Origin of the sequence: Desulfomicrobium apsheronum (assembly GCF_900114115.1) — a bacterium.
GTDB lineage: Bacteria > Desulfobacterota > Desulfovibrionia > Desulfovibrionales > Desulfomicrobiaceae > Desulfomicrobium > Desulfomicrobium apsheronum.
The window spans coordinates 20545-37450 of the sequence record NZ_FORX01000012.1 but is presented as its reverse complement, the minus strand read 5'-3'; the positions used below and the strand labels follow the sequence as shown (position 1 = coordinate 37450).

Genomic DNA, 16906 nt, shown 5'->3' with positions numbered 1-16906 from the left:
CTGCCTTTCAAGGCTAGATACAGACACATGACTACATATTTGTACCCAACTATTTAGGGCAATTTGTAAGTCATTATGGGTATTTCATATCGTGATTTCGCGTTATAATTGTCATGAATTCAATAACATCCACATAGTAAGGGAGGGTGCCAATCCGTGACAAGCTATTCCAGGCTCAATGAAGAAGAGAGAAAGTATGTTTTGATGAATCCTGTCCGAAGTTTTGTAATCAAGGAATGTCAGGATGACGCTGAACGTGAAACGGAACGGCGTTTTGGATACAATGGCCACAATGATGAGACAGATGCTTTTCGGCATTGTATGTGGTCAGGTCTGATATCCAAGCGCATCAGCCACAGTGAGGCAATTAAATTTACGACCATGCACGAAATGCAGGACGGAAATGACTTCGCCGAGAAGAGCATGGATCTCCATAACAACAAGATTGGAGCAGAAATTGGTCAGAATGTTGGAAGCGAGAGGTCAATCGCCGATGAATGTTACAAAGCTCTTCAGCAAGGTAAACTCAAGTTTTACTAATTATCTTAGCCTATTTTTTTGTTGTTTCTCGATCATTGCAATGGCGGCTTCATGCTCTTCGCTGGATAATCGACAGGAGTCATTGGCAAAACTTGGCAACGCCGAATTCAATCCGGATGTATGGGCAATTTCGAATGAGTATGTTCGCGGGACGATGATTCATGATTTTCTTAAAATAAATTCGCCAATCACAGACAAAGACAGATCTTTCATTATACATCAGTTGGGGAACAGCACGGCATACTTTGAGTATGACGTGAACCCGGCATACTACATCGGGAGCAGTCCGAAAGCTGGCCACCTCAAGGCGTATCTTGTTGCGTTCATCATCGACCAGCAGACTGGAAAAGTACGCGACATTCAGGTTTATCCAAAGTTGGAATGAGCACTTTCTTTTCAAGAAAATGGGTCGTCATGGCCCGCGCAGGTAGCCCAAACAAAAAAATAGCCACCCTTCGCCGGATGGCCTTTTGTTTCCAAGTAGAAAAAACAGGGCGCTGGAGTCGCATAAAAACCCACAGCGGAACCCACAAAGAAAAAAGGGATTTCAGCGTTTAAGCTGAAATCCCTTATCTTCTAATGGCGGGGCCGATGGGACTCGAACCCACGGCCTCCGGCGTGACAGGCCGGCGTTATAACCGACTTAACTACGACCCCGCATTTTGTCTTCGTGGTGGGCGGTACAGGGATCGAACCTATGACCCTCGGCTTGTAAGGCCGACGCTCTCCCAGCTGAGCTAACCGCCCCGTCCCGTCCAACGAGAAACAGTCTTTATAGGGGCCAATGCCTACTGTCAAAGACTTTTTTAAGAAAATTTTAATTTCATTTTAAGTCTTTATATTTCAGCATATTACGAAGCAGGCAGTCGCCGCGAAATAAAGCGTCCTGCGGCCCCTTCAATGCGCAATATCCCAGAATCAGACAACTTTCTCTTTTCAGAACCACGCAGCGCCGCCTGCCAGCGGCGATTTTCCCGGCCATCAGAAATGCGTAGATACTCAAAACTGGTCGTCACACTCCATCACTTCCAGGGGCGCAACCTTGGAGCGCTTCCTGAGCCAGTTTATGCCGCGCAAGACTGGCCCGCGTGAGATAATGTACCTTTCCAGCCTGTATTTGCCGGGAAAATCCATGAGCATGATGCCGAGAAAAATGGTCAGCAGCCCCTGGCCGGGCAGAAAGAGCATAAGTACTCCGGCCAGGAAAAGGATCAGCCCCAGTGCGTTCTTGAGGATCAGCACGATCATGCGCAAGCCTGGACGGCGCCTGCGCCACGGCGTCTTGCCGCGTCTGTCAGCGCAGAAATAGTCGGCGGGGATGCGAGCGGCCACCAGGGGGATGACCAGCAGCGAGCCCACGAATGTCAACGCGGAAAAGGCGGCCAGCCAGCCAAGCCCTTCCGCCCACCCTTCAAGTCCCGCCAACATTCCCGCGCCCCGCTACCGGCCCTGGAATTCGGCCAGAGTCCGGGCGTACTGCTCGGGCTGAAGCCGGGGGCCGAAGGTCGTGACCACCTTGGATGCCGCCAGGCTCGCGAACTCGCCGGCCTGGACGTAATTCATGTCGTGAGTGATGCCGTACAGGAAGGCCCCGGCAAACATGTCCCCGGCGCCATTGGTGTCCAGGGGCGTGACCAGGCAGGCGTCGATCTCGTGCATGTCCACGCCGTCGTACACCAGAGCGCCCTCCCCGCCGAGGGTGACCACGAAGGTCTTGGCGTTGCGGCGCAGCTTGTCCACGGCCTTGGCCAGGGTGCGGCATTCGGCCCAGAGCATAGCCTCTTCGCGATTGCAGAACAGCAGGTCCACCCCTTCGCCGACAATCTCCTCCAGGCCCAGACGAAAATATTTGACCATGGACGGATCGGAAAAGCTCAGCGCCGTCCTGACCCCGGCTTCACGGGCGATGTTCATGGCCTGAACAACGGCTGGCCGCGCCGTGGGCGAGGTCACCAGATAGCCCTCGGAATACAGGAATTCGGACTCGCGCAGCTCTTCCGGGCACAATTGCGCGGCAGACAGGGACTCGGAGATGCCAAGATAGGTGTTCATGGTCCGCTCGGCGTCGGGCGTGATCATGACCAGGCACTTGCCGGTGACTCCGTCAGCGCGGCGCTCGGCAAGGTTGGTGCCGACCCCGGCCCGGGCCAGTTCCTGGGCGTAGAAATCACCCATCTCGTCGTTGCTGACCAGACAGGTATAAAAGGACTTTCCGCCGAAAAAGGCATTGGCCACGATGGTGTTGGCGGCCGACCCGCCGCCGGAACGGACGCTGCGCTCGCTACGCAGGTATTCGAGCAGCTCGAACTGCCGCTCTTCATCGACCAGGGTCATGAACCCCTTTTCCACGCCCATGGTTTCCAAAAAGGCATCGGGCACCTCAAATTCCATGTCGACCAGGGCGTTGCCCATTCCGTACACATCGTATTTTTTCATCAATTCTTCCTATGAGCTCTTTATTTTAATTGTATTTTTCATTGGTTTTATAGGTCCTATAGGTCGTATGGGACCTATATACGCAATCTAGCTTTCCACTACCAGGCATCCGCGGCGCATTTTCCAGACGCCCAGTACCGATTGCACCAGCGAGGCCAGCGGAATGGCGAAGAATACGCCCCAGAAGCCCCAGATGCCGCCGAAAATCAGGATGGCCGTGATGGAGGCGATGGGGTGCAGGTTGACGGCTCCGGACAGCAGCAACGGCACCAACAGGTTGGCGTCCAGAAGCTGGATCGCGAAATAGACGATCATGGCCCAGGTGAAATGCGCGTCAAGGCCCCACTGAATGTAGGCGATGATGACCACCGGCACGGTCACGACCACGGCCCCTATATACGGGATTATCACGGACAGGCCGACCAGGAGGCTCAGGAGCATGGCATAGTCCAGACCAAAGAACAAAAAACAGGCGTAGGTCGCGATCCAGACGATGAAGATTTCCCAGATCCGGCCACGCACGTAGTTTCCGGCCTGCATCTTGACGTCCATCCAGACCGTGCTGGCCAGGGTGTGGTCCTGAGGCAGAAAGCCGCACAGCCAATCAAGGATCACTTCCTTATCCTTCAGAAAGAAGAAGACCATGATCGGCATGAGCACCATGTAGACCACGAAGGAAAAGACGGAGCGCACGGAGGACAACGAAAAAGCCAGGACCTGCTGCCCGTACTGGGAAAACTGGGCGGTCAGGGAGTCGACCACGGTCTGCACCTGGGCCTCGGTCAGGATCGGATACTGCCGGGGCAGATGCACGAGGGCGTTCTGGGCCTTGGAAACGATCCAGGGAATGTTGTCGATGAGATCCGTGATCTGGGACACCAAAAGCGGCACCAGCGCCAGGATCATCACCGCCAGAAAAAGCATGAACAACCCGAAAACCAGCACCACGGCCAGCATGCGCGGCCAGCGGAAGCCGACCAGAAAACGCACCAGCCCTTCCAGAAGAAAGGAGATGACCACGCTGGCGATGACAGGAGCCAGCAGATTGCCTACGGAGAGGACAATTGCCCCGCTGACGACCAGCACCAGAAAAAGGATGACGAGTTGCGTGTCGGAAAAAACGGCACTCATCCATCTGCGAAAAATTTCCATGGGGGTTCTCACGTGCTCGGTGCAAAGACGCCACAGATATCTAGACACACGTGCGCCCGGCGTCAACACAACGAAAAAAGGCTGCCCGGAGGCAGCCTGAAGAGATTCCGTGAACCGGCCGGTGTTCGGCAAAGACCTGGCGAGGGGAGGATGCGCTTCGACAGGCCGGTTCGGGCGGAAAAATGGTTAACGGATGAAGAGCATCTCCTGGTAGCTGGGCAGCGTCCACAGATCGTCCGCGACGATCGTTTCCAGAAGGTCGGCATGCTTTCTGACCTCGCCCATGGCGGGCAGGATGGTCTTGTAGAAGTAGTTGGCGTGCTCCAGGGTGGAGTTGCCCTTGTCGCCTTCAAGCAATGCCTCAAGTTCGTAGGTGACCTTCTGCATGCCGCGCAGGTTGGCGGTCAGCTGATCCAGCGTGGTTGTGCCGAATTCCTTGCCGATGGCCTGGAGGTTGGCGCAGGCCGTGGCCAGTTCGCTCTGATAGCGGAAGGAAGCCGGGAAGATGACGGTCTTGGACATGCGCAGCATCAGATTGGCTTCGGTCTCGATGGTCTTGCAGTACTGCTCCAGGTAGATCTCTTCTCGGGAGCGCAGTTCGGCTTCGGTCAGCACGCCGTACTTGGTGAAGAGCTCGATGGTCGAGGGGATGGACAGCATGGGCAGGGCGTCGGGGGTGGCCTTCAGGTTGGCCAGGCCGCGCTTTTCGGCTTCCTGATGCCATTCGTCGGAATATCCGTCGCCGTTGAAAATGACCTGATCGTGATCGACCATGATCTTCTGCAAAAGATTCTGCACGGCTTCATTGAGCTTGGCCTTCTTGCCGCCGGTGGCATTTTCGAGCTCGGTGGCGACGTAGTCCAGGGACTCGGACATCATGGTGTTCAGGGCCACCTGCGAGCCGGCGATGGACATGGAGGAACCCACGGCGCGGAATTCGAAGCGGTTGCCGGTGAAGGCGAAGGGGCTGGTGCGGTTGCGGTCGCCCGGATCCATGGGCAGGGGCGGCAACGTATCCACGCCGATGTTCATGACGCTCTTCTTCTTGGAGCTCTTGACCTCGCCCTTCTTGAACTGCTCGAAGACGTCGGTCAGCTGCTCGCCGAGATACACGGACATGATGGCCGGCGGGGCCTCGTTGGCGCCGAGACGATGATCGTTGGAGGCGCTGGCCACGGTGGCGCGCAGCAGCGGACCGTACTTGTGCACGGCGCGGATGGCGGCGGCGCAGAAGACCAGGAACTGGGCGTTTTCATGCGGCGTGTCGCCGGGATCGAAGAGGCAGCCGACTTCATCGTTGCCGATGGAATAATTGAGGTGCTTGCCCGAGCCGTTGATGCCGGCAAAGGGCTTCTCATGCAGCAGGCAGACCATGCCGTAACGCTTGGCCACGCTGCGCAGCACGGTCATGACCAGCTGATTGTGGTCCGTAGCCAAGTTGCCCTGCTCGTAGATGGGCGCGATCTCGAACTGGCTGGGAGCCACCTCGTTGTGACGGGTCTTGACCGGCACGCCGAGCTTGAACAGTTCGCGGTCCACTTCCATCATGAAGGACATGACGCGGCGCGGGGTCACTCCGAAATACTGGTCCTCGAACTCCTGGCCCTTGGGCGGCTTGGCGCCGAAGAGACTACGGCCGGCGATGAGCAGATCGGGACGCGCGAAGATGAAATTGCGGTCGATGAGGAAATATTCCTGCTCGGGCCCGGCGTAGCTGGTCAGGGGCAGCTTGGTCTCGACGCCGAACAGCTTCAGCACGCGCTTGGCCTGCTTGTTCAGGGCCTGCATGGAACGCAGCAGCGGAGTTTTCTTGTCCAGTGCCTCGCCGGTCCAGGACACAAAAGCCGTGGGGATGCACAGGAAGGTCCCGTTGGGGTTCTCAAGGATATAGGCCGGGCTGGTCACGTCCCAGGCAGTGTAGCCGCGTGCTTCGAAGGTGGCGCGCAGACCGCCGGAAGGAAAGCTGGAGGCATCGGGCTCGCCCTGGATGAGCATCTTGCCGCTGAATTCGGCCACTGCTCCGCCCATTCCGTCGGGGGTCAGGAAGGAGTCGTGCTTCTCGGCGGTGAGGCCGGTCAGGGGATAGAAGACGTGGGTAAAATGAGTGGCGCCCTTCTCGATGGCCCAATCCTTCATGGCGTTGGCCACGACATCGGCCACGGACGCGTCAAGCTTCTCGCCCAGCTCGATGGTCTTCTTCAGGGATTTGTAGACGGTTTTCGGCAGGCGTTCACGCATGACCTTGTCGTTGAACACGTTGCTTCCAAACATTTCCGTCAGGGAAGTTTCGTTGAAATTCAGGGGCGCATGCATGGGTTTGTAGTCGGTGATTGCCTTGATGGCGTCCCTGCGGGCCGTGAGTCCGTTCATGATATCCTCCAGGACAAGTTGATGTATGCTTTTATTGCTACTTTGATCCGTGATTACAATTGCAAGGCATAAAGCAATTCAGATGCCATTAGCGCAACATGTTGAAATATATAAGCACCATGAATTTCGGAAGTAAATAGATTACATTTTTGAAATATGCAATCCCGGCAAACCGGAATTAATCCGGAATTAAATTACAATTTTGCAAAACAGCCCGCCATGCTGCCATCACCGGGCATGGCGCACCCTGCCTTGCATGGCGCGGATGGCTGCCGGGACAAAGCAATTCGTGACGTCCGCCTCACACGAATCATGTACATAAATGTCAACACGGATTTAAACCAGGCAAATAAGAGTTCAAAATTGCGCAGTGTTCTGCTAGTTTCAGGGCAGTCCTCAATTCCAACCCGGAGCCACCAATGCCCGCAGCCGTTCTCAGCGCCACGAACCTTCATCTTCTGTCTCGATATCCGATCTTCACCGCCGCCAAGACAGTGTGGGGATACGAGATCCAGGCCACCGCGAGCATTGTCCCGGACCAGCCTTTGGACCCTGAGCGGGTCAATGTAGGGGCCGCAGTCATTGCCGGTGATTACATCGGCCTGAACACCATACTGGCCCGCAACAAGAAAATGCTCCTCTCCTACACCCGGGAGCAATTGCAAAACCAGATTCCGTACGCCTTTCCGGCTCAGTCCTCCGCCATCCTGATCAGCCCGGATTTTCAAAACGACCCGGACCTGCTCCCGGCGCTGAAACAGATGGCAGCGGACGGGCACACCATCGCCCTGGAATGGAATGCCGGGGTCACCCCCCTGCCCCCTCTCATGGAACTGGCCGACGTGATCTGTCTTGGCACGCCGGACATGGCCGAAGAGCTTGCGAAAATCCCCCTGGTCGCCAAGACCGTGATCGTGCGCAACGTGACCACCCGCGAGGAAGTCGAACGGCTGCAAAGCCTGGGCATCTCCCTTTTCCAGGGGCGCTTCTTCAAGACCGCAGAGATCATTCCGGGCAAGAAGCTGTCCTCGCACCAGAATTCGCGTCTGCAGATTCTGCGCATCATCGAAGCCGAGTCGCCCGATCTGGACCAGCTGGCCCGGACCATCCAGGCCGACGTGAGCCTCTCCTACCGACTGCTCACCTATCTCAACTCCCCGACTTTCGGGTTCATGCGCAAGATCGACTCCATCCGCCAGGCCATCACGCTTCTGGGCTGGATCAACGTGCGCAACTGGCTGCGCGCCGTGCTGCTGGCGGACATCGCGCAGGGCGAGGAACAGACCGAACTTTTGCATCTTTCGCTGCGGCGGGGAAAATTCCTGGAACAGACCGTGGCCGGTCACGACTACTGGGACTTCAAGCCCGACGAGATGTTTCTGCTGGGCATGTTTTCACTGCTCGACGCCATCCTCGGAATCCCCATGGCCGACGCCCTGGCCTTTCTGCCCCTGAACGACGCGCAGAAAAAGGCCCTGCGCGGCGAGAGCACCACGGAATACATGCCGCTGCTCACGCTCATGCTCGCGTTCGAGGACCAGGGAGAAAATGCTCCGGACAGGATCCTCATGGACCTGAACCTTGAGCGGGAAACAATGCGGCGACTGCATCGCGAGGCAGGCGCCTGGGCTTCCTCCATTCTGGAGATCGGCCAAGGCGCCTGACGAGCCGGAGTTTATGTCAGGGGCGAAACCTTCCAGATGTTCCGCGCGTACTCCATGATGGAGCGGTCGCTGGAGAACTTGCCCATGTTGGCGGTATTCAGGATGGACATGCGCGTCCACAGGGCAGGGTCCTCGTAGCATTTCGAGACCCTGGCCTGCTCTGCCACGTATTTCGCGTAATCGGCCAGGACCAGATAATAATCGCCGTGAGCCAGGAGCGAATCGACAATGGGTCTGAACAGGCCCGGCGCCTCCGGCGAGAAGAATCCGGTGGAGATCATGTCCAGCGCCTTCTTGAGTTCGATATTGCTTTCGTAGATCTGCACGGGATCATAGCCCCCGGAATGCAGACGGTGCACGTCCTCTTCTGTGTGTCCGAAGAGGAAGAAGTTGTCCTCCCCCACCACCTCCCTGATCTCGATGTTGGCCCCGTCCAGGGTGCCGATGGTCAGCGCTCCGTTGAGGGCGAACTTCATGTTGCCGGTGCCGGATGCTTCCATGCCCGCCGTCGAGATCTGTTCGGACAGATCCGCAGCCGGAATGAGCTTTTCCGCCTGCGAAACACAGTAGTTGGGCAAGAAAACGACCCGCAGATCATTGCCAACGGCGGGATCACCGTTCACGGCCTGACCCACGGCGTTGATGAGCTTGATGATGAGCTTGGCCTGCATATACCCCGGCGCGGCCTTTCCGGCAAAGAACAGCGTGCGCGGAACATGATGCGCGACGCTTCCTGAGCGGATGCGGTTGTAGAGGGTGATGACGTGCAGAACGTTCAGAATCTGCCGCTTGTACTCGTGGATGCGCTTGATGTGCATGTCAAAGAGCGTGGCCGGGTTGATGCCTACGCCGAGCTTGCGCAAAACGTAGCGGGCCAGGAGTTTCTTGTTGCGCTTGCGCACTTCCTGCCAGCGCTGCTGGAATTCGGGATCGTCGGCGTAGGCGGCCAGCTCGGACAGGTGCGACAGGTCATGAATCCACTCGTCCCCGATGACGGAGCCGATCAGCTCGGACAGGGCCGGATTGGCCTGCATCAGCCAACGCCGGGGCGTGATGCCGTTGGTCACATTGGTGAATTTGCCGGGATAAAGATTGTCGAAATCCTTGAACAGCCGCGTCTTGAGAATCTTTGAATGCAGCTCGGCCACGCCGTTGACCGTGTGGCTGCCAATGATGGCCAGATGGGCCATGCGCACCTGCTTGCCATTGTCCTCGGCGATCAGTGACAAGGATCTCAATAGATCGACGCGACCGGGAAAGCGTTTGCCCACATCGTCCAGGAAACGACGATTGATCTCGAAGATGATCTGCAGGTGCCTTGGCAACATGCGCCCGATGAGTTCCACGGACCACGTCTCCAGGGCCTCCGGCAGGACGGTGTGGTTGGTGTAGGAGAATGTCTTCTGGCAGATGGTCCAGGCTGTCTCCCAGGTCAGGGACTCCTCGTCGACCAGAATGCGCATGAGCTCCGCGATGCTGATGGCCGGGTGGGTGTCGTTGAGCTGCACCGCGACCTGATCCGGAAAGCAGTCGAAAGAGGAGTAGTTGTTCTTGCGGAAACGCCGCAGGATGTCCTGGAAGGTCGCGGCCACGAAGAAATACTGCTGCCGCAGCCTGAGCTCCTTGCCGCGCGGGCTGGTGTCGTTGGGGTAAAGAACCTTGGAGATGTTCTCGCTCTCGACCTTGGACTGGACCGCGCCGATGTAATCGCCCCGGTTGAAGTGTTCGAGCTCGAAATCCCGGGTGGAGATGGCTTTCCACAGGCGCATATTGGTCACATGGCCGTTCTGATGACCGGGGACCATGATGTCGCAGGCCATGGCCATGACCGACTCCGTGTCCACCCAGCGAAAACGCTCGTGCCCGGCGCTGTCCTCGTAGGCCTCGCTGCGTCCGTAGAAATTGATCAGGAACATGAAATGACCGCGCCTGAGCACCCAGGGAGAATCCTGACGCAACCAGTTGTCGGCACCTTCATGCTGATAGCCGTTGACGATGGTCTGATAGAAGATGCCATAGTCATAGAGGATGCCGTACCCGTAACCGGGAATCCTGCACGTGGCCATGGAATCCATATAGCATGAGGCCAGCCGCCCAAGGCCGCCGTTCCCCAGCCCCGGGTTCCATTCCTCTTCGAGCAGCTCATCCAGATCCAATCCAAAATCCCTCACCGCCTCGCGGCACTCCTCTTCCATGCCCAGGGCCTGGATATAGTTCATCAGGAACCGTCCGGGCAGAAATTCCAGGGACATGTAATACACGCGCTTGGTAATGGAGTCGTAGTAGGAACGCTGAGTCTCAAGCCACTGGCCGAGCAGGCGGTCGCGCACGCTGTAGCACAGGCCGAGATAATAGCGCCCCTTGCGCGGGGGGAAAGGGTCGCTGCCCAGGGTCAGGGCCACGTGCCGCTGTATATCGTCCTTCAGGGACTCAACGCTCTGATTGCTTTCGGGGGCCGTCATCTTGCATCCTCCTTGGATCATTTCGTCGTGCTGGATAAGTACGTCTAGCATAAAAGAACTCCGAGAGAAACCTGCGCCTTTACAGCCTCCGCACAAATCTTACCTGTTCGAAAAAGGAGAAACGTCATGCGCAAATGCCCAAAATCAACCTGGCTGCTTCTGATATTCGCCTTCATCATGTGGCCCGCAGGAGGATACTCAATGGACAAGATCACGAAGACAAACGCCCAGTGGCGGGAAATATTGAGCCCCGAGCAGTATCATGTGCTGCGCGAAAAGGGCACCGAACCGGCTTTCAGCGGAAAATTCAACGACCATCACGAGGTGGGAACCTATGTCTGCGCGGGCTGCGAAACCCCGCTCTTTCACTCAGATGCCAAATTTGATTCGGGCACCGGCTGGCCCAGTTTTTTCAGGCCCGTGGACGAAACGCATATCGCAAAGCATGAGGACAAATCCTGGTTCATGGTCCGCACTGAGGTGCTCTGCGCTGTCTGTGACGGGCATCTTGGCCATGTATTCCCCGATGGACCAGAGCCCACTGGATTGCGTTACTGCATCAATTCCCTTGCTCTGCAATTTGAACCTCAAGGCACCGAAAAATAGCTATAATTATCCGGAAAGAAACAACTTTCTTTCCGGATAAACCCTTGAAACCGAAAGGCACATTCAGGGTTGCATCCATGTTGCCGTTCGGGTAGAGACCTCAATTGTTATGAACTATTGTTTCCATGCGCCGGCACTTTCCCGCTCCCTTCTCTTCGACTCCCGCTCCCCACTCCCGTCGCCGGCAGCATCACCCCAAGCACGATGAGGTACGCACATGAATAATCATGGAGTATTTGTCGTCACTTCGCTTTTTTTCGTCATGATCGCCTCTCTGGTCGGATTTGCCGCATATAACGGAACCAGACTGGAGACGACCCGGCACTACGAAGCCCGGATCGCGACGCTAAACGAAGAACGACAGGAATTGACCCGCCAGGTGGCGGAGCTCAGGAATAGATGGGTCAAGGAAGTGACCGTGACCGCCTACAGCCCGACCGTCGAAGAATGCGGGCCCGACCCGCAGACAACGGCCAGCATGGGCAAGGCCCGGCCCGGCATTGTCGCCGTGAGCAGGGATCTGTTCGATGAAGGCTGGGTCTTCGGCAAGAAGGTCTACGTGAAAGGACACGGCATCTTTGAAATCGCGGATCTGATGAGCAAGCGCTACACGCAGCGCATGGACATCTTCTTCCCCGACACCAACCAAGCCAGGCAATTCGGCAAGAAACAAGTCACGGTGGCCCTGCTGGCCAGCTAAAAAAAAAGGGTGCGCGAGCACCCTTTTTTGCGACCTTCGCGCGGAAAAGGGAACAAGGCGTTTTGCCCCCTTCTCACGCAACATCACGCTCTCTAGAAGTTGTAATCCACCATGCGCCTCTCGGCGACCACGGCCGAAACGAAGGCCACGCATTTCTGGTGCTCGGGATGAACCTGATACGTTTGCAGGTCTTCGGGAGAATCGAAGACCGTGTACAGGACCACCTCGGTCTCGGGCGCGGAGGCGAACACATCCGTGCTGACGACCAGGGTGCGCAGCTGCGGGATGAGTCCCGGCAGGGCCCCGAGCATGTCTTTCATGATCGCCGCGTTTTCCGCCGCGCTCCGGCCTTCCGCGCTCTCCTTCAGTTTCCACATCACAATATGTCCAACCATGATTCCTCCATTAGGGTGATACGTTCCAGCAATCCTTGAAAAGATGGGGTGCAGCCAGCATCCGCCCCCGGACCGCGTCGGGCACGAGCCCGCTGGTTTCAAGGCCCGCGCAAAATTTTTCCCGCACCATGCTCGCGCTGACGTCCAGGCGCGCCATGGGCACAAGCACGACCCGCCGTCCCGCCTCGATGCGCCGCACTCCCGGCCCTTCCTCCCGCCATTTCCAGTGTCTGCCCAGAAAATCGTCCACGGCGGCCTGTCCCAGCCCGAGCCGGTCCACCACGGCGATGTCGGTCAGGAGCGGCAGCTCCAGCCCTCTGTGCCAGTCAGGCAAGGTCAGAAAATCAGGACTGCCGAGAACGAAGACATGGTTGGTATGCGGAAACATGACGCACAGGCGGGTCAGCGTCGCGTGCGAATACGAGGGGACGGGCATCTCCCCTTCCAGGGCGCTCACTCCCAGACCTTCCACTCCTACCACCGCCTGACGCAGCAGGGCCAGGCGCAAATCAAAATCGAGCAGTCCCGATTTGCCCTTGTGCGGCGGGACCTTGGCGGGCAGCAGATCCACCCGCGCAAGTCCCAGCGCCTCCCGAGCCTCGATGGCCATGCGCAGATGCCCGTTGTGCACGGGATTGAACGATCCGCCGAGAATACCCACCGATCCGGTCAGGAGTCTAGACACGCACCTGCCCTTCTCCGAAGACGATGTACTTGAGACTGGTCAGCTCTTTCACGCCCATGGGCCCGTAGGCGTGGATCTTCGAGGTGCTGATGCCGATCTCGGCGCCAAGCCCCAGTTCCCCGCCGTCGTTGAAGCGTGTTGAGGCGTTGATGAGCACGCAGGAGGCGTCCACGGTCCGCAGGAAGCGCATGGCCCGGTCGTGGGTACGGGTCAGGATGGCTTCGGAATGGCCCGAGCCGTAACGGGCGATGTGCTCCTCGGCCTCGGCCTGGGTGTCGACGATCTTCACCGCCAGGGTCAGGGACAGAAACTCGCGCCCGAAATCATCGGCCTCGGCGGGCGTGGCCGTGTCGCCAAGATGCGGCAGGGAGCGGGGACAGGCCCGAAAAGACACGCCAAGCGGCGCCAGCAAGGCGGCCAGACGGGGCAGAAATTCCCGCGCGGCGCCCTCGTGCACAAGCAGGCATTCCAGGGCATTGCACACGCCCGGGCGCTGCACCTTGGCGTTCTCGACGATGGACAGGGCCTGCTCCTGGTCCGCGTCCTTGTGGACATAAATGTGGCAGACGCCCTTGTAATGCTTGAGAACCGGCATGGTCGCGTCCTTGACCACAGCCCGGATCAGGCCTTCGCCGCCGCGCGGGATGACCACGTCGATGTACTCGTCCAGGGCCAGAAGATGCTTCACCGCAGCCCGGTCCGTGGTCGGGACGATCTGCACGCACCCCTCGGGCAATCCGGCCGTGTCCAGGGCCCGGCGCAGCAGGCCACCCAGAATCTGGTTGGAATGGTAGGCTTCGGAACCTCCGCGCAGGATGACGCTGTTGCCGGCCTTGAGACAGAGGATCGCCGCGTCGATGGTCACGTTGGGGCGGGATTCGTAGATGATGGCGATGACGCCCAGAGGAATGCGCATGCGTCCGACGAGCAAGCCGTTGGGGCGCCTTATCATGCCTTCCACCTCACCCACCGGGTCGGACAGGGAGGCCACGTGACGGCAGGCGTCGGCCATGGAGTCCACGCCGCCATCGGTGATGCGCAGGCGGTCCAGACGCGCCTCGTCCAGTCCGGCGGCACGCGCGGCCTCCAGATCAAGCGTGTTGGCAGCAAAAATTTCCTGTCGAGAATCGTGCAGCAGGTCGGCCAAAGCCAGAAGCGCCCTGTTGCGCTCAAGGCCCGTGGCCGTGGCCAGTGTCCTTGCGGCGGTCCGTGCCGATGCGGCCAGCTCGCGCATTTGTGATTCCAGATTCATCCTTCGCTCCTGTCTGTGGTGAAAAAAGATCCAAAGCCAAAAATATTATTTTTCAAAGACTATACCAACGCCGCGCCACAGGCAAGAATACTTCATCCGGGCACCTTTTTACCAGGCCGGATATCCTTTTATTCCGGTATGTTTTCCTCTTGCGCATTCTCTTTGACCTTTTTCGAAATTGCCTATAAACAGACGGGGCTTTTACAATAATGGCAATTCGAATCAAAGGAGCCTTTCCATGGAAGAACGCAAAGAGACACACGATATCCTGGCAACCATCGAACAGGAAATGGACTCCGACATCCATCCCCTGCTGAAGAAAATCCTGGACAACATCAAGCCCATCGGCATCACCATCGGCGGCATCGTCATTGCCGTGGCCGTGTATTCGGGCGTCACCACCTACCAGGAGTCCCAGCACGAAAAGGCCGTGAGCGAGCTTGGCGTCATCATGACCATGGCTGATCAGACCGCGCGCATCGAAAAACTCGAAGCCTTCGCCAAGTCCGGCCCCAAAGAGCTGCGCGCCGCCGCACAGCTCGAACTGGCCCGCATCTTCATGGATCAAAACGATTACGAAAAAGCGGCCGGAGCCTGGAGTTCCGTGGGCCAGGGAGCCGACATCCGCGTCATCGCCGGGCTCGGCGAAGCCAAGGCCCTGATCCTCAAGGGCGATCATGCCAAGGCCGTCGAGATTCTGAGCGCCCTCAAGAAGGACGCAGGTCAGGAATTCATGCCCGCCATTTCCGCCAACCTGGCTTTCGCCGCCGAAAAAGCGGGGCAGATCGAGCTGGCCATCTCCGAATACGAGGCCCTCAAATCCAAGGAAGCCGGCAACGAGGCATTCCTGGACTACAAGATCGGCACACTCAAATCCAAATCCTGAGACGAGTGAAATCACAAGGGCGTCCCCGCTTGGCGGGGTTCGCCCGAGACCAGGGCCTTCGGTCTCACCCTCCAAAGCAAACGCCAAGAACGAATCTCAAAAGTCCGCAAACGATTTGGATACCACCCCATGATGACCGCCGAATTCCTGCATTATCTGCAAACGCTTCAAAGCACGGTGCAGCACCTCGATCCCATGAGCCCGCTGCAATCGAGCCTGGACAGCCTGCTCGCCATGACCGCCGAGGCCATGAAATACAAACGCATGGCGCTGGCCATCCTCGATCCCAAGGCCAACACCATCCGTTTCGACCTCACCTACGGGCACAAGGGGCCGGTCAAGGCCACGTACCTGCCCGGCCAGGGAGTCACCGGTCAGGTTCTGGACAGCGGGAAATCCATCATCATCGAGGCCATGGGGAACGACGAACGCTTTCTGAACAAGGCCATGGGCCGCACGCAGAAAGAGCTGGCCGAACTTTCCTTCATCTGTGTCCCGGTCACGCGGATCAATTCCGAGGGCATCCAGGAGGCGCTCGGCGTGCTGAGCGCGGACATCCCCTGCCAGTCGCCCGAGGTGTTGCAGGTTCACTGCGCCTTTCTTGAGGTTCTGGCCGCCGTCATCGCCCGCCAGACCGCGTATTTGCAGGAAAACATGGCCCAGAAAGAGCTCTGGGCCTCCATGGGCTTCCTGGGCGAGAGCCTGGATCGCGACACGGCCATGGTGCAGGCCAAGATCGTGGCCACCTCCAAGGCCATGGCCTTTGTCATGGGGCAGATCATGCAGGTCGCTTCGAGCAAGGCCTCGGTGCTGCTGCGCGGCGAATCGGGCACCGGCAAGGAACTTCTGGCCGAGGCCATCCACAATGCCAGCTCTCGCCGCACCAAGCCCCTCATCCGCCTCAACTGCGCGGCGCTGCCCTCGGAACTGCTGGAGAGCGAGCTTTTCGGCCATGAGCGCGGCGCCTTCACCGGCGCGGTGGGCTCCAAGAAGGGCCGCTTCGAGTTGGCCCACAGTGGCACCCTGTTTCTGGACGAAATCGGGGAACTCAGCCCCGAGGCCCAGTCCAAGCTGCTGCGCGCCCTGCAGGAAGGGGAGATCCAGCGCCTCGGGAGCGAGAAAACCATCAAGGTCGACGTGCGCATCATCTGCGCCACCCACCAGCCGCTGGAAAACCTGATCAAGTCCGGAGAATTCCGCGAAGATCTCTATTATCGCATCAACGTCTTCCCCATCTTCATTCCGCCCCTGCGCGAACGCCGGGAAGACATCCTGCCCCTGGCCGAGTATTTCCTGGAATTCTTCGCCAAGGAATACTCAAAAAACATCAAGCGCATCTCCATGCCCGCCATCGACCTGCTGACCCAGTACCAGTGGCACGGAAACGTGCGCGAGCTGCGCAACTGCCTGGAGCGGGCCGTGCTGATCTGCAACGAGGAGGCCATCCGCACTTACCATCTTCCGCCGACCCTGCAGACTGCCGAAAGCTCGGCCACGGACAACCAGCTCTCCTTCGGCGAGGCCGTGGGCAAATTCGAACAGGAGATCCTGGTCGAGGCCCTGCAGAAATGCGGAGGCAACATGCTGCAGGTGGCCAGGGAGCTCAGGGCCAGCTACCGGATCATCAACTACAAGATCAAGAAGTACAACCTCGACCCCAAAAAATACGACGGACGGGGCAAGACGCGCAAACCCTGATTGCAGGAGGGTGCGCCCTGGGTTATGGTCCGGTGAAATCCGCCAACCCCAGGACACGCC

At 58.2% G+C, this 16906-nt stretch carries 15 protein-coding genes and 2 tRNA genes; 7 read left to right on the top strand and 10 right to left on the bottom strand.

Annotated features, from left to right (window positions below):
* Nucleotides 1-156: 156 nt before the first annotated feature.
* Nucleotides 157-540, top strand: coding sequence for a DUF6973 domain-containing protein (locus BMZ40_RS11750; RefSeq protein ID WP_092375828.1), 384 nt, complete (start codon nucleotides 157-159; stop codon nucleotides 538-540).
* 82 nt (nucleotides 541-622) lie between these two features.
* Nucleotides 623-925, top strand: coding sequence for a hypothetical protein (locus BMZ40_RS11745; protein ID WP_092375825.1), 303 nt, complete (start codon nucleotides 623-625; stop codon nucleotides 923-925).
* 195 nt (nucleotides 926-1120) lie between these two features.
* On the opposite strand, the gene BMZ40_RS11740 is transcribed toward BMZ40_RS11745, so the two are convergent.
* The 6 genes from BMZ40_RS11740 to BMZ40_RS11715 all read right to left on the bottom strand — a co-directional run bounded on the left by BMZ40_RS11740 (nucleotide 1121) and on the right by BMZ40_RS11715 (nucleotide 6498).
* Nucleotides 1121-1197 (bottom strand) — tRNA-Asp (locus BMZ40_RS11740).
* Nucleotides 1198-1211: 14 nt separating this feature from the next.
* Nucleotides 1212-1287, bottom strand: a tRNA-Val gene (locus tag BMZ40_RS11735).
* 252 nt (nucleotides 1288-1539) lie between these two features.
* A complete protein-coding gene (locus BMZ40_RS11730) occupies nucleotides 1540-1968 on the bottom strand; it encodes a PGPGW domain-containing protein (RefSeq protein ID WP_092375822.1) in 429 nt (142 codons plus the stop codon).
* 12 nt (nucleotides 1969-1980) lie between these two features.
* Complete coding sequence (locus tag BMZ40_RS11725; protein WP_092375820.1) at nucleotides 1981-2976, bottom strand: adenosine kinase; 996 nt, start codon at nucleotides 2974-2976, stop codon at nucleotides 1981-1983.
* An 87-nt stretch (nucleotides 2977-3063) separates the two neighbouring features.
* Nucleotides 3064-4128 (bottom strand): AI-2E family transporter, encoded by a 1065-nt coding sequence (locus tag BMZ40_RS11720; RefSeq protein WP_092375815.1) that lies wholly within the window; start codon nucleotides 4126-4128, stop codon nucleotides 3064-3066.
* Nucleotides 4129-4314: 186 nt separating this feature from the next.
* Nucleotides 4315-6498: a glutamine synthetase III family protein gene (locus BMZ40_RS11715; RefSeq protein WP_092375813.1), complete on the bottom strand. Its 2184-nt coding sequence runs from the start codon at nucleotides 6496-6498 to the stop codon at nucleotides 4315-4317.
* Nucleotides 6499-6917: 419 nt separating this feature from the next.
* Here BMZ40_RS11715 and BMZ40_RS11710 point away from each other — a divergent pair, with 419 nt between their 5' ends.
* Nucleotides 6918-8162 (top strand): EAL and HDOD domain-containing protein, encoded by a 1245-nt coding sequence (locus BMZ40_RS11710; RefSeq protein WP_092375808.1) that lies wholly within the window; start codon nucleotides 6918-6920, stop codon nucleotides 8160-8162.
* An 11-nt stretch (nucleotides 8163-8173) separates the two neighbouring features.
* Here the strand turns inward: BMZ40_RS11710 and BMZ40_RS11705 are convergent, their stop codons facing one another.
* A complete protein-coding gene (locus tag BMZ40_RS11705; RefSeq protein WP_092375805.1) occupies nucleotides 8174-10624 on the bottom strand; it encodes a glycogen/starch/alpha-glucan phosphorylase in 2451 nt (816 codons plus the stop codon).
* A gap of 201 nt (nucleotides 10625-10825) precedes the next feature.
* Here BMZ40_RS11705 and msrB point away from each other — a divergent pair, with 201 nt between their 5' ends.
* On the top strand, nucleotides 10826-11230 hold the full coding sequence (gene msrB / locus BMZ40_RS11700) for a peptide-methionine (R)-S-oxide reductase MsrB (RefSeq protein ID WP_092376056.1): 405 nt from the start codon (nucleotides 10826-10828) through the stop codon (nucleotides 11228-11230).
* A 217-nt stretch (nucleotides 11231-11447) separates the two neighbouring features.
* Nucleotides 11448-11930 carry a 3D domain-containing protein gene (locus tag BMZ40_RS11695; RefSeq protein ID WP_092375802.1) on the top strand — a complete coding sequence of 161 codons (483 nt, stop codon included), beginning with the start codon at nucleotides 11448-11450 and terminating at the stop codon, nucleotides 11928-11930.
* Nucleotides 11931-12022: 92 nt separating this feature from the next.
* Here BMZ40_RS11695 and BMZ40_RS11690 read toward each other — a convergent pair whose 3' ends face one another.
* Genes BMZ40_RS11690 through BMZ40_RS11680 form a run of 3 tightly spaced genes read right to left on the bottom strand, consistent with a single transcriptional unit; the run spans nucleotide 12023 to nucleotide 14262 of the window.
* Nucleotides 12023-12325 carry a Dabb family protein gene (locus tag BMZ40_RS11690; protein ID WP_092375799.1) on the bottom strand — a complete coding sequence of 101 codons (303 nt, stop codon included), beginning with the start codon at nucleotides 12323-12325 and terminating at the stop codon, nucleotides 12023-12025.
* A gap of 10 nt (nucleotides 12326-12335) precedes the next feature.
* A complete protein-coding gene (locus tag BMZ40_RS11685; protein WP_092375797.1) occupies nucleotides 12336-13010 on the bottom strand; it encodes a nicotinate-nicotinamide nucleotide adenylyltransferase in 675 nt (224 codons plus the stop codon).
* On the bottom strand, nucleotides 13003-14262 hold the full coding sequence (locus tag BMZ40_RS11680; RefSeq protein ID WP_092375794.1) for a glutamate-5-semialdehyde dehydrogenase: 1260 nt from the start codon (nucleotides 14260-14262) through the stop codon (nucleotides 13003-13005). Before BMZ40_RS11680 ends, BMZ40_RS11685 begins: the two co-directional genes overlap by 8 nt.
* Nucleotides 14263-14500: 238 nt before the next feature.
* Here BMZ40_RS11680 and BMZ40_RS11675 point away from each other — a divergent pair, with 238 nt between their 5' ends.
* Nucleotides 14501-15148 carry a tetratricopeptide repeat protein gene (locus tag BMZ40_RS11675; RefSeq protein WP_092375792.1) on the top strand — a complete coding sequence of 216 codons (648 nt, stop codon included), beginning with the start codon at nucleotides 14501-14503 and terminating at the stop codon, nucleotides 15146-15148.
* A 129-nt stretch (nucleotides 15149-15277) separates the two neighbouring features.
* Nucleotides 15278-16846 (top strand): sigma-54-dependent Fis family transcriptional regulator, encoded by a 1569-nt coding sequence (locus BMZ40_RS11670; protein WP_092375789.1) that lies wholly within the window; start codon nucleotides 15278-15280, stop codon nucleotides 16844-16846.
* The last annotated feature ends 60 nt before the right edge of the window (nucleotides 16847-16906 follow it).

Excerpts from the sequence above, each read along its gene's own strand:
- BMZ40_RS11730 (WP_092375822.1), bottom strand. The coding sequence starts at position 1,968 with ATGTTGGCGGGACTTGAAGGGTGGGCGGAAGGGCTTGGCTGGCTGGCC.
- BMZ40_RS11725 (WP_092375820.1), bottom strand. The coding sequence starts at position 2,976 with ATGAAAAAATACGATGTGTACGGAATGGGCAACGCCCTGGTCGACATG.
- BMZ40_RS11720 (WP_092375815.1), bottom strand. The coding sequence starts at position 4,128 with ATGGAAATTTTTCGCAGATGGATGAGTGCCGTTTTTTCCGACACGCAA.
- BMZ40_RS11715 (WP_092375813.1), bottom strand. The coding sequence starts at position 6,498 with ATGAACGGACTCACGGCCCGCAGGGACGCCATCAAGGCAATCACCGAC.
- BMZ40_RS11710 (WP_092375808.1), top strand. The coding sequence starts at position 6,918 with ATGCCCGCAGCCGTTCTCAGCGCCACGAACCTTCATCTTCTGTCTCGA.
- BMZ40_RS11705 (WP_092375805.1), bottom strand. The coding sequence starts at position 10,624 with ATGACGGCCCCCGAAAGCAATCAGAGCGTTGAGTCCCTGAAGGACGAT.
- msrB (WP_092376056.1), top strand. The coding sequence starts at position 10,826 with ATGGACAAGATCACGAAGACAAACGCCCAGTGGCGGGAAATATTGAGC.
- BMZ40_RS11695 (WP_092375802.1), top strand. The coding sequence starts at position 11,448 with ATGAATAATCATGGAGTATTTGTCGTCACTTCGCTTTTTTTCGTCATG.
- BMZ40_RS11690 (WP_092375799.1), bottom strand. The coding sequence starts at position 12,325 with ATGGTTGGACATATTGTGATGTGGAAACTGAAGGAGAGCGCGGAAGGC.
- BMZ40_RS11680 (WP_092375794.1), bottom strand. The coding sequence starts at position 14,262 with ATGAATCTGGAATCACAAATGCGCGAGCTGGCCGCATCGGCACGGACC.
- BMZ40_RS11675 (WP_092375792.1), top strand. The coding sequence starts at position 14,501 with ATGGAAGAACGCAAAGAGACACACGATATCCTGGCAACCATCGAACAG.
- BMZ40_RS11670 (WP_092375789.1), top strand. The coding sequence starts at position 15,278 with ATGATGACCGCCGAATTCCTGCATTATCTGCAAACGCTTCAAAGCACG.